Origin of the sequence: Chlamydia sp. 04-14 (assembly GCF_036632095.1) — a bacterium.
Classification (GTDB): Bacteria; Chlamydiota; Chlamydiia; order Chlamydiales; family Chlamydiaceae; genus Chlamydia.
Map to the genome: position 1 here is coordinate 542,107 of NZ_JAPYKW010000001.1, position 15,553 is coordinate 557,659.

Genomic DNA, 15,553 nt, shown 5'->3' on the forward strand with positions numbered 1-15,553 from the left:
ATTCTGTGACGCCTAAATAGAACGAGTTGCGTCCTATTCACTCGGAGAAGGAGAGGAAGCCCATGATCCTGTTACAGATTATGAAGAAATATTCTTTGAAGCAACTGAAGACATTAACAACGTTTCTATTAGGTGCAAGTCCTCTAAGTTTGCATGGCGTTGTTCATGACAATTCTTCTAAGCTTGTTTGGCATGTAGATTATAACGAGGCTGTGAAAAAAAGCCGCGATTCTGAACTGCCAATGTTAATCTTTTTTTCTGGTTCCGATTGGAACGGTTCGTGCATGAAAATTCGTAAAGAGGTTCTCACTTCTTTAGAATTTTCCAAAAAGGTAAATGGTAATTTCATATGCTTAGAAGTAGATTTTCCTCGACATTCTTCGCAGAGTGAAACACTACGCACGCAAAATGCTTATCTAAAAACCAAGTTCAAAATTGATGAATTCCCGTCTCTTCTTCTACTTTCTCATGAAGGGAGAGAGATATATAAAATCGGTTCCTTCGGCAATGAAACCGGAGAAAATTTAGGCGAAAGTCTATGTCATATCATTGAGAGTGATTTCTTAATAAATAATGCCTACCCAACCATTCATACGTTGTCTATGGAAGAGCTTCAGAAATATTATCGACTTTCTGAAGAGCTTGCACGAAAAGATTTCATGGCAAAAGCCTTGGAATTAGGCGTGCGTAATGATGATTACTTCTTTTTATCGGAAAAATATCGTCTTCTTGTTGAAGGCGGAAGAATGGATTCTGAAGAATGTCAGAGAGTAAAACGCAAGTTACTCAATAAAGATCCGAAAAATGAAAAACATACCCACTTTACTGTTGCTTTGATTGAATTTCAGGAATTGGCGAAAAGATCCCAAGAGGGTGTGCGCCAGGACCCAAGTCAAGTAATTGCTCCTCTAGAATCTTATTTAACAGAATTTGGTCAGCAAGATCAGGAAAATGTTTGGAGAATTGAGATGATGATTGCTCAGTTTTACTTAGATTCTGACCAATGGAAAAATGCTTTGCAGCATGCCGAGGTTGCCTTTGAAACAGCACCTAAGGAAGTGCGATCTCACATTTCTCATTCTTTGGACTACATTCGACACCAGTCATAGGCTTGCTTTTCGCTAGCTTACTGCTGAGTGCTTCCGGGACTTGTTGAGTAAAATCTTGAAGCAAGTCCTTAAATCTAGGTTGTTGCTTATTTTTAGGCATAACAACAATTTGACAAGCTGGAAGAGAATGACGTTTTTGACGAAAAGCCTCGCGCACAAGTCTTTTAAAATAATTCCTTTTATGTGCTTTGCCAAACTTTTTTGATACAGTTATTCCTAACTTGCAACATCCAGGATATTTAGACGGAGCAACGTGAAAAACAACCTGACTGCCTTGACAGTGAGATCCTGCTCGGGAGATATAAAGAAATTGTCTTCTCTTTAATACACGAGCATATTTGGGTAAGGTTGATCGATGCACAAAACAAAATATTTTATAGGTCGACTAGATTGTGTCTGCCATGACGGCGGCGGCGGTTTAGTAAGTTTCTTCCGTTTTTTGTAGCCATACGGGTGCGGAAGCCCACAGAATTTCGACGCTTTCTTTTGCTAGGTTGATAAGTTCGTTTCACAGTACCTTCCTATGGTTTCTAGATTTTCTAGTCTATTGAATGATTGCACTAGAAAAAACTCTCCGTAAGTTTATAAAATTGGACTAATAAGATCAAGAGAACTAAAGAGATTCTTGCTTTACACGATGGAACTTATCGTCTAGTTAAGTCTGCTGTTGTCAAAAAGTGCCAAAGGGATTAAATTAGTTCCTTTTAGCGATATTCCATAATTTAGAGCGTCTTTCTCTCTATTGGAGAGGGACCATCAGGGTATAGTTTTCATGAAAGTGAGTTCATCTATCAAAGCAGATCCTTCAAAAGGAGATAAGCTTGTTCGTCGTAAAGGGCGCCTTTATGTTATTAATAAAAAGGACCCTAATCGTAAACAACGTCAAACGGGCCCTGCGCGTAAAAAATAATTTAATAAGTTTTAGGTAAGAACGCATGGCGAAAAAGTCAGCAGTAGCGAGAGAAAATAAGCGCCGACGATTAGTAGAGGCGAACTACAAAAAAAGAAGCGAGCTTCGCAACATTGCAAAAAGCTTAACTGCTAGCGAAGAAGAGAAGGAAAATGCACGTGTGGCATTGAATAAGATGAGAAGAGATACGGCTCCTATTCGTTTGCACAATAGATGCTTGTTAACAGGTCGTCCTCGTGGTTATCTAAGAAAATTCGCTATTTCTAGAATTTGTTTTAGAGAGATGGCTTCCATGGGAGAAATTCCTGGAGTTATCAAAGCAAGCTGGTAGGATTTCTAGAATCACGTATCTACCACTAGAAACGATGCGTTGAATTTTCTAAAATTATTTAAGAATTTTTAACGCTTCGTTCAGTTCCGGGATATTCCTTACTCTTTCCCAATTTTCCATTCCCTTTTTCCAAACCCAGATATCCTCAGGATTTGTATTCTCTGAAGCATGTTTTTCTTTGTCTCTAAGGAATAGAAGAAGATCTTCTAGAAACATGGGACCAACATTCTGTTTTTCTTTATTTAGATAAAACCATTTTTCTGTATCTCTAGGTACTTGATCAACAGGGGGTGGGGATGAAATAACGGAAGAATCTTCTAAAATAGAATGTAAAATATTATTGGATGGTTCGTTATCATCAGAGGATGGATTAGAATTATCATTCCTAGGGGGAAGATCCGGGAGGATAAGAAGTATGATAATTCCGAAGAACCCGAAGCACATACCCGCGAGAAACCAACCAATCGGATTGCGGTTTTTTTTAACAGCTAGGTAAGCGGCTAAAAACCCTAACAGAATGTAAATCAAAAAAAAAGAAATAGGAAGCATTGAGGGTAGCATATTAACCGCTTGACCATTAGACTAATCACTAGCGCTTATTATTTCTATAGAGTACATTTCTCGCTAGCGAAATAGGCACATAGGAGGAATATGGATAAGCAGAATTTAAAACTAGATGTGAAAGAAATTGAATTTCCAGAGACTGTATTCAGCCGTGATATAGAGACTCGTGTAATTCAAGTAATTATTTTACATTGTTTAGCTAAAATCAACGGGGTTTCTCTTTTGGGGGGAAATTTAATTGATACTTTATTCGGTAGAGATATCGAGAGAATGAAGGGGATTTACGTAGAACAAGATTCTAAAAATCATCTAGTAAAAGTTCGTGTCGAAGTAAATGTTGATTACGGTGTTTCTATACCAGAAAAAACCGAAGAAATTCAGGGCTGTATAGTTTCTGAAATATCTGAATATACAGGTCTTCATGTAGCTTCTGTTCATGTGATCATTAAGGGGTTAACTCAGCCTAAGGATCGCTCTGAATCAGAATCAGAAGATGAATTAGAAGAATTGTGTGTTGCAGATCTACCCTCAGCAGAGGATTTTCTAGAGGAGATAAAGGAAGAAGTTGAAGAATAATATTCTTTTCAATCTTCAATCATCTCTGTCTTCTCAGCTTGCTTAGCCAGCAATTGTTTAATGTCTTTTTTCGTTAGCCCAGGGATAGTTTCAAGCTCTCCCTGGGAGGCTTTCATAACCTGTTTCCAGCTTTTAAATTTTTGTAGTAAACGCTTTCTCTTTACCTCTCCAATTCCTGGAATTTTCTCTTGAGGTGCTAAGAGATCTTTATTTCGTTTGTGACGATGTCTACTGATTGCAAATCTATGTGCTTCGTCACGAAGTTTCTGAAAAAATTGTAAAAGCTTCGATGTTGGAGATAAAAGGATTCCTTGAGGGAAAGTATCACAGAATAATTTTTCATTTCTTAATGAGCCGCTGTGGTTACTCGCCTCTTTAGCTATGGAGACGACCTGAATTCCTGTAAGGTTAAGTTCTTTTAATGTTTTTTTTGCCTGAGAATATTGTGTCCGTCCTCCATCTATAACAATCATATCGGGAAGAGAGGATGTCAGAGAATTAAATCTACGGGATAGTACTTCATGGAAAGCTGCTAGGTCATTATGCGCAGAAGAGGAGATAGAGAATGTTCTATAATTTTTTGGAGATAAAGCATCGTTTTCGTAGACAATATACACTCCAACAGCGTGAGAACCTTGTAGATGAGCATTGTCATAGCATTCTATACGGCAAGGATAATCCGGAGATTTTAGAATTTTTTTCATCTCTTCATAGGGTAGTCCTGAAGATTGTATAGTCGTTTCTGCATGTACTTTAGCATTGTTTTTAGCTAAGTTCAGTAGTTCTTTCCCATAACCTGTTTTTGGAGAGCGTAACTGTGGAGGTGCGTCTTTATTTAATAGATAAGGAAGATCGGGAATATCTAGAGGAATAGGGGTAAGAATTTCTTTAGGGGTTTGCGGCTGGTTTGCGTAGTATTGTAAAATAAAAGAAGAAAGCAAATCGGTATCTTCCTGAGCATTTTCTGAAAATGGGAAATGACGAGCTCCGAGTAATTTTCCTGAACGCACTGTTAGAACAGTAATGACTGTTTCTCGGTTTTTTCTATATAGGCCAATAGCATCAAGGTTTTGAAAATGAAACTTTTCTACGTGCTGTTTTACCATAGCCTGTTGAATAAGCTTTAATGTGCGATAAAAGACGCCTGCTTGTTCGAACTTTTGTTCTTTAGAAGCTTTCTCGATGGATTTCTCTAAATCTTGAATGATTTCTGAGACCTTACCTTTTAAAAATAGTACAGCTTTTTCCAAAGTCTCTTCATATTCCTCGTGGGAACATAAATTTACACAAGGTGCCAAGCACCGTTTCATCTCATAAAGGATGCAAGGACGTTTCCTTGAAGAGAATTCTCGGTCAGAGCAAGTGCGTAGAGGAAACCATTGACCAATAATTTCTAAAAGGGTTCGACAAGCCTCTGCACTTACGTAAGGGCCAAAAATTATCTGTTTTTTTGAAGATGTAACTGCTTTGGTCCGGATAGCGTCTATTTTCGGCCAGGGATGTGTTAGAGATATCGCTAAGCAAAAAAAGGTCTTATCGTCTTTTAAAAGTACGTTGTATTTTGGATGATATTTTTTGATTAAGTTGTTTTCTAAAAGAAGAGCTTCAGTTTCGTTAGAGACTAAAATCGTTTCTATATTGGTTGTTTTCTTCATTAAGAAAGGGATTCTTTCTCTGGAATCCCCTTGTTTTTGAAAATACGTTGTTATTCGGTTACGTAAATTTTTTGCTTTTCCGATATACAATACTTCTCCGGAACTGTCTTTCATTAGATAAACACCTGGAGATGTGGAGATAAGTTTCGGAGTAAAATCCTTTACATGCATATTTAAAACAACGTGAGTTGCCGTACTTTTTCTTGGGTTTGTTTAGAAGTCGCTTCTGGGCCTTCTAATTGACGTAGGATCTGTTGTGCTCTCGATATCACACAAAGAGGAAAGCCAGCAAGTTTTGCAACATGTATTCCAAAACTTTTCTGAGAATGCCCTTTAAGAATTTCATATAAAAATACAGGCTGGCCACCATTTTCTCTCACACCTGCGTGAAAATTTTCTACATGTGGGCAATGATTTTCTAAATCGGTCAATTCTTTGTAATGCGTTGCAAATAGAGTTTTAGCTTTTTTGCCTTCAGTGAATAAGAGATATTCTACAACAGATTGTGCAATTGCCAAACCGTCATAGGTACTTGTCCCTCGACCAACCTCGTCGAGAATGACTAAAGAACGATCGGTAGCATTATGTAGGATATTAGCAGTTTCTGCCATTTCTACCATAAATGTTGACATTCCTTTAGATAAATTATCTCCAGCACCTATGCGCGTGAAGATCTTATCAATCATTCCAATATGTGCCGCTCTTGCAGGGATAAACGAACCCATTTGTGCCATTATGACAAGCAGAGCAATTTGTCGAATATATGTGGATTTCCCAGCCATATTTGGTCCGGTGATTAAAATCATCCGGGTTCGTGTGCTATGCATTTTTATGTCATTGGGTATAAAAGTTCCCCTGTCTAATAGAGTTTGTGCAACGGGATGAATCCCTCCTGATATAGATAGAGAATCGCTAGTATCTACAATAGGACGGCAATAACCATATTCTGCTGCAAGATCAGCAAGAGAAAGAATATAATCTGTATCCGCTATTACCTGGGATAAAGCAAGAATAGCATCACGTTGTTCTAGAATTTGCGAACATAAATCTTTGAATAATTGAGTTTCTAGCGTTTGCAATTTATCGGAGACATGGAGCATGTCATCTTGAAATTCTTGTAATTTTTCTGTTGTAAAACGCTCAGCATGGAGACGTGATTGCCGCCGGATAAATTCTTTAGGTAATAGAGGAGCAAAGTCACTGCTCACTTCTATGTAATAGCCCAAAACTTGGGAATAGCAAACTTTGAGTTTTTTAACTCCCGTTTGCTTGCGAATGGTTTCTTGATACTGCCACAGCCATTCTTTGGAATTCTCACGAGTGTAACGTAGACGTTTAAGATCAGGATGATGATCATCAGAGAAAATATTTCCTTCAGAGATCCTTAAAGGTAATTCTCCTAGAAGTGCTTCAGAAAGCAATTCTAAAAGGGAAGCTATACCGATAACAGGTATAAATTTCCCCTGGAAGAATTCTGGTAAAGATAAGGGGGAAAGTATTTCGCAAATACGCATACTCGCATTTAATGAATCACGAAGCATGCCTACATCTTTAGGACCTGCTAATGTGGTGGTGATCTTTGTAATTAAACGTTCTAAATCGCGTACTTGAGAGAGGAAAGATCTTAGATTTTTTCTTAAATCCGAACAATTCAAGAGAAACTCTACAGCATCTTGACGTAGTAAGATTTCATTTTGATCGTAAAAAGGATTTACTAGGGTATTGCGTAGTAGTCTGCCTCCCATAGGGGTGCAGGTACGTTCCATAACATGTAAAAGAGAGCTCTTTCCCTGAGGGTCATGAATTGGAGTTAAAAGCTCAAGATTCACCTGAGATGCAGTATCTATGAGAAGGTGTTTTTGATGTCTATGTGTTTTGGGTACGGAAATATGTTCAACGGGTAAAAGAAGTTTGTCTTGAAGATAGGAAAGTAAAGCTCCTGCAGCATTAATGGCGGGAACCAAGCCCTTAAGCCCAAAACCATCCAGGGATGATACATTGAAATGAGAGGATAATTTTTGTGTGGCAAATTGATGTTCGAAAGCCCAATCAGAATAGGTGGATAAGGTAAGCTTTAAATGTTGCTGGATCTGCTCTATAATATCAGAATGTTTTTTATAAAATTTATCACAGCTCAAAATTTCTGTAGGAGCTAGACGACAGATTTCATCAATGAGATCCTTCATATTGTCGTATTCTTGTAATAGAAACGATCCTGTAGAAAAATCTAGACACGAAAATCCAAATAGAGTGCCAACACGATTAATAGAGACAATATAGTTATTTGCTTTTTCCGGGAGTAGGGAGGAAGAGAGCAGTGTTCCTGGAGTGACAAATCTCTGCAATTCCCTAGATAGGGGTTCAGATTTCCCCTTATTGTCTTGTGCTTCATCAAGCTGTTCAGCAACAGCGACTTTAAATCCTTTACTTACCAAGCGATCTATATAACCATTTATTGTAGATACAGGAATTCCACTCATAGGGATTCCTTGCCTCTGCGTAAGGGTGAGATCTAAATTTTGAGAGAGCAAAATCGCATCGTCATAGAAAGCCTCGTAAAAATCCCCCATGCGAAAGAGAAGGAGAGACTCCCCAGCTTGCTCCTTACATTGATGCCATTGCTTCATCATAGGTGTAGGTTTTTTTGATGTCATAGTTCTTCTTTTGAGGAAAAATATTACCTAGAGATTAACCTAGTCGAGTGGAAGACAACGCTTAGAAATGTTGTATTCCATAAATTCAATAACTGTTGGTTAGATTAGCAAACTCATGTAAAAGACCATAGAGATTTTGCCGAATTTTCCTATGCGTTAGTCGGCTAGATTACTATATTTATCCTTCGGGATCAAGATGGGTTTCGTCAGGAGTTTGATTGATTGCTAATTCATAAAACGAGCTGTCTTTCATTTAAAGCAGTGAATATGGCATAACCAAGGAACAGCCAAGCTTATAACCTATGTATACAGAAGAAAGTTTAGATAATCTTAGACACAGCATTGATATTATCGAAGTGCTTTCGGAACACCTCCATTTGAAAAGAAGTGGAGCTACCTATAAAGCATGCTGTCCTTTTCACGTAGAGAAAACTCCTTCTTTTATTATTAATCCGACAGGAGCCTATTACCATTGTTTTGGTTGTGGAGCTCACGGGGATGCTATTAGTTTTTTAATGAACCATCTTGGATATACATTTAGTGAGGCTGTGCTCACTTTATCAAAGAAATTTCATGTAGATCTTGTTGTCAAAATTAAGGACACACAATCCCCGTTTCCTACAGGAGCTAAAGACGAATTGCGTCAAATTAATAGCGAGGCAGAAAAACTTTTTCGTTTTTGTTTGTATCAACTTGCAGAAGGTAGAGATGCCTTGCAGTATCTATACCGTCGAGGGTTTTCTCCAGATACTATAGATCGTTTTCACCTAGGCTATGCCCCAGAACAAACCTTGTTTATCCAAGCAATGAGAGAAAAAGATATTTCCGAACAACAACTCGAAAATGCGGGTTTTATAGGAAATAAATGGTTTTTATTTTCTCGAAGAATCATTTTCCCCGTCCATGATCCTCTAGGACATACTATCGGGTTTTCATCAAGAAAATTTTTAGAAAATACACGGGGGAGTAAGTATGTAAATACTCCTGAGACCATTATCTTTAAAAAGTCGCGAGCTCTTTTTGGATTGCATCTATCTCGACGAAGAATAGCAAAAGAAAAACGGGTCATTTTAGTTGAAGGTCAAGCTGATTGCTTGCAGATGATAGATTCAGGATTTAACTGTACTCTCGCAGCGCAAGGAACTTCTTTTACGGAAGATCACATAAAAGAATTAAGCAAATTGGGTGTTCTTAAAGCCTATTTACTTTTCGATGGTGATGATGCTGGAATAAAAGCTGCTATTCGTGTCGGAGATATGTGTCAGACTGTGGGTATTGCCGTTATGGTCTGTCGTCTCCCTAAAGGTGAGGACCCAGATTCCTTCCTAATGCATAAGGGGGCCCGACTTCTCGGAGAGTTGTTGGACCAAAGTGAGGATTATCTTACTTTCCTTATTAGTGAAAAAATCCGTGTTTATCCAAATTTTTCCCCAAGAGAAAAAGCCCTGGTAATCGAAGAGAGCATTACACAAATCAAAAAGTGGGGGAATCCTATTGTCGTATATGAACATCTCAAGCAGTTAGCTTCTTTGATGATGATTCCGGAAAGTATGGTATTTTCTTTAGCAAAATTAGAATCGGGAATCACACCAGCTAAAACTCCCGTAGCTAATAAAGAGAAATTACCAAAAATTCATTCCGATATAATTATTGAAACCGATGTGTTGCGATGTATGGTATTTTGTAAAACCCATAATATTAGCATTCCCCATACGGCGAAAAATTATTTCACAGCTACGGATTTCAAACATCCTGAATGTAGGAAGCTATTTTCCCGTCTGATTGAATACTATGAAAAACATCATAGTAACCTTCCTTTTGACGAAGCTTTATCGTTGTTAGAAGATAAAATAATTATAGAGCTTCTAATAAAACGACGGATGAATACTGATTGTCTTGAAACTGTGTTTATACAATCTTTACAAAAGTTAGCAGATCGTCAGTGGAGAGAACAACGTCATCCTCTCTCCAAGCAGTCAAAAAACCCCCAGGAACAAAAACTTTCTATTCTCGAGGATTATGTCCGTCTACGGAAAGATAGGGTGGTAGTGACTCTCCTAGATCCCCAGGAGTGTTAGTTGTGCGGTGTTTATCTAGATATTTACATGAAAGACAATAATTATTAACTCTTTGTAAAGATTGAAAAATTAATAAGTTTAATATAAAATATTGCCTTGTTAATTTATTAATTTGCTGGTTTTTATGAGAACTTTCAAGTTTCTTTTACCAATACTTGCCTGGGCCTTGTGCTTTGGGGGCGTGGTAACAGAGTCGAATCATACACGGGGTATCGTTGTCTCAGAAGCAATGGGGTTGGCGGCTGCGCGCTGTGGTTCTTTAGCTAGCCGAGCTGGTGAGCTCGCTAAGGCTGCTGGCTTTGGTTATGGAGCTTCTGTTTTACTTCAAGAATGGCAAAATCAACAGGCTGTAGAACTAGATGCGTTAATAGCAAGAAATAGCGTAATCTAGCGTCTCTTCTCGTATTTTGTAATATTATTTTTACAATTAGTGATTTTATATACCCGTTATTCTATCTTTGCTTGCGCAATATCGGAGGGGCTGGTCGTTGACTAGAAATCCTTGTCTGATGTGTTTTGTGAATTTTGATAAGCGGGGAATAGATTTATGCGCTTTTGTTGCTTTGTTCTTTTTTTATTATCAGCTCTACCTACTTGGGGTGAGGGGTTGCCTTTAAGGGGTCAGGAAGATACTGTTTCTGATAAATTCTCTCCCCCACAGCATGTAGAACTTCCTAATGGCCAAAAAGTATATTATTCATATCCGGATGCTTTAGGAGACGCTAAAGATAGTGGTAAATGCTGTATATTTGTTTACTTTAATCCGACTTCTAAAAAGGTATGGACAGATATCACTGAAAAAGATCTTTGTTTCCCTACTGATTTAGCCAACGTGTGCAATATTGTTGTTATGCAACCGGGCCTGATTAGCCCTAAGGATTTCTATCCTAAAATGGACCCTATGGTTTTATATATGGCCGATTTTCAGGATCATTTTTGGGAATTAGATCTTCAAGAACCTTGTGTGATTCTTGTTACTGTAGATGCTCAAGGTCGCGATAGGGTCCAGAGAGTTCTCACTGTACCCACTCCAATTTCTATGGATTCACAATCATAAGTTTCTATATTCCAGAATTATCGGGGGCGTAGTTTTCTATGCTCCTGATAATTAATAACGTAAGGCCGATCTTTATTTACTTTAATTAGGCAATCTAATTCCTTACTATTTTAAAATTAGAATGCACTATCCTTAAAACTAAGGCTTTGATATTCTCCCTCCAGTGTTTCAAAAAAACTAGCAATGGAGGTGCCTTATGCACATCTTGTTATCTATAATCTCACTATTGTTAGCCCTACCAGCCATTGGAGGAGAAACTTCCACATCATTGAAAGAAGAAGAAAGCGATCAACAGATCGAAGACCTTTCAATGAAGCACCCTTCTATATTTTATTCTTATAATGATTGTCTAATGTCGATAAGACAGAGCGGACAAAACACTATGATTGTCCTGTACAGTGATGAAAACACAATAGCGTTTCAAGAGCTATACGCTATGGCTATAAGTATGGAAGAATCTGTTCTCAATAAATACGCAAAGTTTGTCGTGTTGAGCCCTACGGGCATTAATTTATTAATCTATCCTCCGGTTCCCGATCCTATGCTTGCTGAAATAGCAGCATTTATAAAGGAATTTCCAGGAGTTGAAGACCACAAAGGAACGTACTTAATTACTATTTCTGTCACTGACAATGATGCAAAAATTATGGATATTGCACCAATCGATCTGCCTTTGGAAAATTCTATAAAACCTATTATCTCTGTACGTTAGTAATAAAATAACTCTTTTTCTATCGGTATCCCGACATTTCAATTCTAAAATCGGGATATCTTTTTTCTATCCCTCGTGGTACCCTAGTAGGCATTTTAATTAGGAAAAGTAGTTTTATGCGTATTTTATTAGCTTTATTATCATGTTTGTTAATCCCAAGTCAGCTTGTTCAAGCTACTGAAGAAACAAGTTCCCCTGTAATTTTAGAAAGTTCCGCTTCTCATGTTTTTCAAAACTATGATGAGGCTCTAACACATGCACAAAAAGAAGATATTCCTCTAATTATTGTTTTGATGAGTGATACTCACAAAGACGTATTAAGTGAACTTGTTCAGAATGGATTAGATCTCGGTGATTTCTTTGGATTTTCATTAGAAGGTATGGCGACTATAGTTGTTTTGCAACCTGAAGATAGCGATATGGAAGATTCTTCTAAAATTGAGGATTTCAAGAATAGATTTCCTGGTTCAGAATTTCCTGAAACTTCTGGAGTCCTTATGATAACTGTCGTAGTTGACGGGGATCAAGAAACACTTCTAGATATCACTCAACTTAATCTTTAAGATCTATGCATCGAAATGAGAAAAGTGAGAAAAGTGGCCGTAGATAAAATCTATAGAGCCACTTTTTTTTATGCCTAGAGATAGTATTATATTTTTAGCGCTTCCCAATGATAAGAAGAAAATTTCTCCATAGCTGTCAGCAATAGATGAATACGTAAGTTTTTCAACTCTTCATCCCCACTAGTAACATGTACTTCATTTAAGAATGTATTGATGCTGTCAGTAAGTTCTCCAAGACTTAGAAGGTAGTCTTCTTTACTATCCTTTATTTTTACAGAGGCATCAAAATGATCGAGAGCTGATTTAAGCCGAGATTCTTGTGTCTCAAGTTGCGCAGGCATATGCGTTCCTACCGAGAGTTTCAAAGAGGCTAAGATCTTTTTCAAACGATTATGTGTTGTTGTGATCTTTTCAAGGACAGCTCTTTGACTATTTTTTACATTCTGAATCGCTTTTGCTGATTTTATGATTTCCACAGGATTCTTCTCAGAAGTATCAGAAAATACCGTAGCGATTTCATCTTTGCTAAATCCTAAAGAAGCCATGAAGGTTTTTAATCTTCCCCAGATGAATGCCAAGATATCACGGATAATTGCAGGTTTATCCCAGGTAGTTCCTTGAACAGTGGCAGGGAAGTTATCTGCCAAATGATGTAAAAGACTCTCGAGATCTAAAGATGCTTCTGAAGCATGTAACAATGTAAGAATCTCTAAGGATTGACGACGCAAAGCATAAGGATCATGAGATGAAGTAGGCCTTAGGTCTAAGATGAAACAAGAAAGTAAATTATCAAAACGATCTATTATGCTTAATAATGTTCCTGTAGTGGAGATTGTTTGACCATCGGTAATATGACGCAAATGTTCCCCTACGGCTATCGCAGCTGCATGGGATAGTCCAGCATGTTTTAGATAGTATTCTCCCATGATTCCTTGTAGTTCTGCAAATTCATTAACAACAGCGGAGACTAGGTCTGCTTTACAAAACTCTATTGCTGTTGTTATATCTTCTTGAGAAGATAAAGGCATGAGTGGGTAAACAATCTCTTTATGAGCTTTTAGTCTTTCTACTTTATCATAAAGAGAACCGAGAGCTTCAAAGTAAGTAACAGCTTTGAGCTTATCCACGAAGGTAGCTAATGATGTTTTGAGATCTTGGGCAAAAAGAAAATCCCCATCAGTAAGGCGAGGGGTTAAGGCTTTTTCATTTCCTTCAATGATAATATCGTTCGGGCAATTATCGCATACTAAAATAAACTGATTAGTAATCTCTCCAGAAGTATTTTGTGTAGGAAAGTATTTTTGATGGTTTACCATTTCAGCGATTAACAATTCCTTAGGTAGTGCGCAGAACTTTTGATCAAATTGCGCGCAGGTAATAAAAGGATGTTCAGTTAAGAAAACTGTCTCTTCAAGTAAACGAGGATTTGCAACTGGGAAAACATTATCAGAACTATGTGATTTTAACCCCTGTTCGATAATTTCTCTACGTTCTTTATGCGAAACTATCACACAAGCATCACGTAAAGTATCAACATAACGTTCACAAGAAGGAATGGAAACTTCCCTAGGATCTAACTGTCGGTGACCATAAGAGGTATCAGAAGCTGTTACTTTCCCAAAAGAGAAAGGAAGAACGGATGTCCCATATAGGGATACTATCCAGCGAATAGGTCGTGCGTATTCTACACCACTATCGTCATAGACCATCTTCTTAGGGAATTTCATAGAATGAATTAGTTTTGGTAATTCATTAGTTAAGATTGTTGCAGTGTCCTTACGCACTTCAGGATGTAAAAGGAATAGATAGTTTACAGAGCCAATCTCACGGATTTCAAATAGAGAATGTTGAGAGAGTTCATCGTAATGACGGATAGGTACATTATGAGAAGCAAAGAATTGTTCTCCCTGCACAGTAACATCTCCAGAATCACTGAATAATGAGGAGATCGCAGGGCCTTTTTTCTCAACCGCTTTTTGCACAGCTGTAGGCTCTAGTTTGTAAACTAGTAAAGCAAGTCTTCTTGGAGATCCTAAGACTTCTAAACTTTCGTAACCAATATTATAATCAGACAAAAGCTTCTTTGCTAAAGATTCTAACTGTTGAATTCCAATGGGGACAAAGGTCGCTGGCAATTCTTCAGAGCCAATTTCTAATAAAAAATTTTCCGCTGTTGCAATTTTGGGGCAGGGGAGAGTCTGCGGGGTTATAGCTTTATCAGTGCTCCACTTGTGCAACAGTGGGTAATTTAAAGAAGCTCGCCAATCTACATAACCATCAGCAACAGCACGAGCTAATTGACGAATTCTAGTAATATAACGTGTACGTTCTGTAACAGAAATTACACCCCGGGCGTCAAGAATATTAAAAGCGTGAGATGCTTTGATAACAAAGTCATAAGCAGGAGCTGGTAGGCCCCGATCTAAAGTGGCGAGTGCTTCTTGAGCAAAATCTTCAAAATGTTTTAGCCACATTTGTGTATTGGCGACATCGAAATTATACTCACTCCATGCCTTTTCAGAAGCTTGAGTAATATCTCCATAGGTGAGCTCGTCATTCCATAATACATCAAAAATAGAACTTTTCTTTTGTAAATACATGGCAATTCTCTCAATGCCATACGTAATTTCACCGCTAATCGTATCGAGAGGTTTACTTCCTATAGCTTGAAAATAGGTGAGCTGGGTAATTTCCATACCATTTAACCATACTTCCCAACCTAAACCCCACGCGCCAATCGTCGGATTTTCCCAATCATCATGAACAAAACGAATATCATGTTCACGAAGGTCCAAGCCAATGATTTGCAAAGACTCTTTATATAAAGAGAGAAAGTTTGTAGGGACAGGTTTAAGAATAACTTGAAGTTGATGGTAGTTTTGTAGGCGGTTAGGATGCATGCCGTAACGACCGTCTTGAGGGCGTCTTGAGGGCTCAACATATGCAGTTTTATAGGGCTCAGGTCCTAAAGCACGTAAAAAAGTTGCCGGATTAAATGTTCCTGCACCTACTTCTAAATCGTAACCTTGATGAATCACACACCCTTGTTCACTCCAGAATTGCAAAATTTTAGCAATCATAGCTTGTAAAGTAAGAGGTTGTGACATGATAAAACTCCGATAAAAAATAAGGTCTGAAAAAAGCTATTTATACAAACGCTAGATGGCATCTGAAATATAGATTTTTTCTAGGAATAAAGGCAAAGATACCACTACAAATAAAAACAAACAATACTATAAGAGAAGAACTAGGGGAGATCCTACACAAAAAATACGGTCTTCAAAAAATAGTTTTTTCATCATTATAACATTCGGTACTTGCGCTCTAATTCTTATCTATTTAAT

General features: G+C 37.8%; 15 protein-coding genes. 9 read left to right on the top strand and 6 right to left on the bottom strand.

The features are described 5' to 3' along the window. Positions 1-62 precede the first annotated feature (62 nt). The gene (locus O6937_RS02400; protein WP_332390075.1) at positions 63-1,109 is read left to right on the top strand and encodes a thioredoxin family protein; all 1,047 of its coding nucleotides are present in this window, start codon (positions 63-65) and stop codon (positions 1,107-1,109) included. On the opposite strand, the gene rnpA is transcribed toward O6937_RS02400, so the two are convergent. Together rnpA and rpmH are read right to left on the bottom strand one after the other, a co-directional pair. Next, a complete protein-coding gene (gene rnpA / locus O6937_RS02405; protein ID WP_332390076.1) occupies positions 1,051-1,470 on the bottom strand; it encodes a ribonuclease P protein component in 420 nt (139 codons plus the stop codon). The two genes, O6937_RS02400 and rnpA, sit on opposite strands and share 59 nt — an antisense overlap. A gap of 13 nt (positions 1,471-1,483) precedes the next feature. Continuing rightward, on the bottom strand, positions 1,484-1,621 hold the full coding sequence (gene rpmH, locus O6937_RS02410) for a 50S ribosomal protein L34 (RefSeq protein ID WP_020359129.1): 138 nt from the start codon (positions 1,619-1,621) through the stop codon (positions 1,484-1,486). A gap of 260 nt (positions 1,622-1,881) precedes the next feature. Between rpmH and rpmJ the strand changes: the two genes are divergently transcribed. Further along, complete coding sequence (gene rpmJ, locus O6937_RS02415) at positions 1,882-2,019, top strand: 50S ribosomal protein L36 (RefSeq protein WP_117274580.1); 138 nt, start codon at positions 1,882-1,884, stop codon at positions 2,017-2,019. Between the two features lie 25 nt (positions 2,020-2,044). Next, positions 2,045-2,350, top strand: coding sequence for a 30S ribosomal protein S14 (gene rpsN / locus O6937_RS02420; RefSeq protein ID WP_332381078.1), 306 nt, complete (start codon positions 2,045-2,047; stop codon positions 2,348-2,350). Positions 2,351-2,404: 54 nt separating this feature from the next. Here the strand turns inward: rpsN and O6937_RS02425 are convergent, their stop codons facing one another. Beyond that, on the bottom strand, positions 2,405-2,911 hold the full coding sequence (locus O6937_RS02425; RefSeq protein ID WP_332390077.1) for a DUF4339 domain-containing protein: 507 nt from the start codon (positions 2,909-2,911) through the stop codon (positions 2,405-2,407). Between the two features lie 90 nt (positions 2,912-3,001). Here O6937_RS02425 and O6937_RS02430 point away from each other — a divergent pair, with 90 nt between their 5' ends. Continuing rightward, entirely contained in the window at positions 3,002-3,490 is a 489-nt protein-coding gene (locus O6937_RS02430; RefSeq protein WP_117274577.1) for an Asp23/Gls24 family envelope stress response protein, read from the top strand. An 8-nt stretch (positions 3,491-3,498) separates the two neighbouring features. Here O6937_RS02430 and uvrC read toward each other — a convergent pair whose 3' ends face one another. Next, positions 3,499-5,316, bottom strand: coding sequence for an excinuclease ABC subunit UvrC (gene uvrC, locus O6937_RS02435; protein ID WP_332390078.1), 1,818 nt, complete (start codon positions 5,314-5,316; stop codon positions 3,499-3,501). Between the two features lie 2 nt (positions 5,317-5,318). Further along, positions 5,319-7,799: a DNA mismatch repair protein MutS gene (gene mutS / locus O6937_RS02440; protein WP_332390079.1), complete on the bottom strand. Its 2,481-nt coding sequence runs from the start codon at positions 7,797-7,799 to the stop codon at positions 5,319-5,321. A 302-nt stretch (positions 7,800-8,101) separates the two neighbouring features. On the opposite strand from mutS, the gene dnaG reads away from it, so the two are divergent. The 5 genes from dnaG to O6937_RS02465 all read left to right on the top strand — a co-directional run bounded on the left by dnaG (position 8,102) and on the right by O6937_RS02465 (position 12,209). Next, the gene (gene dnaG / locus O6937_RS02445; protein WP_332390080.1) at positions 8,102-9,877 is read left to right on the top strand and encodes a DNA primase; all 1,776 of its coding nucleotides are present in this window, start codon (positions 8,102-8,104) and stop codon (positions 9,875-9,877) included. Positions 9,878-10,001: 124 nt separating this feature from the next. Beyond that, on the top strand, positions 10,002-10,268 hold the full coding sequence (locus tag O6937_RS02450) for a hypothetical protein (protein ID WP_332390081.1): 267 nt from the start codon (positions 10,002-10,004) through the stop codon (positions 10,266-10,268). Between the two features lie 156 nt (positions 10,269-10,424). Beyond that, on the top strand, positions 10,425-10,934 hold the full coding sequence (locus O6937_RS02455) for a hypothetical protein (protein WP_332390082.1): 510 nt from the start codon (positions 10,425-10,427) through the stop codon (positions 10,932-10,934). A gap of 196 nt (positions 10,935-11,130) precedes the next feature. Next, entirely contained in the window at positions 11,131-11,646 is a 516-nt protein-coding gene (locus tag O6937_RS02460) for a hypothetical protein (protein ID WP_332390083.1), read from the top strand. Between the two features lie 116 nt (positions 11,647-11,762). Then, positions 11,763-12,209 carry a hypothetical protein gene (locus O6937_RS02465; protein ID WP_332390084.1) on the top strand — a complete coding sequence of 149 codons (447 nt, stop codon included), beginning with the start codon at positions 11,763-11,765 and terminating at the stop codon, positions 12,207-12,209. An 86-nt stretch (positions 12,210-12,295) separates the two neighbouring features. On the opposite strand, the gene O6937_RS02470 is transcribed toward O6937_RS02465, so the two are convergent. Beyond that, positions 12,296-15,316, bottom strand: coding sequence for a glycine--tRNA ligase (locus tag O6937_RS02470; RefSeq protein ID WP_332390085.1), 3,021 nt, complete (start codon positions 15,314-15,316; stop codon positions 12,296-12,298). Between the last annotated feature and the right edge of the window lie 237 nt (positions 15,317-15,553).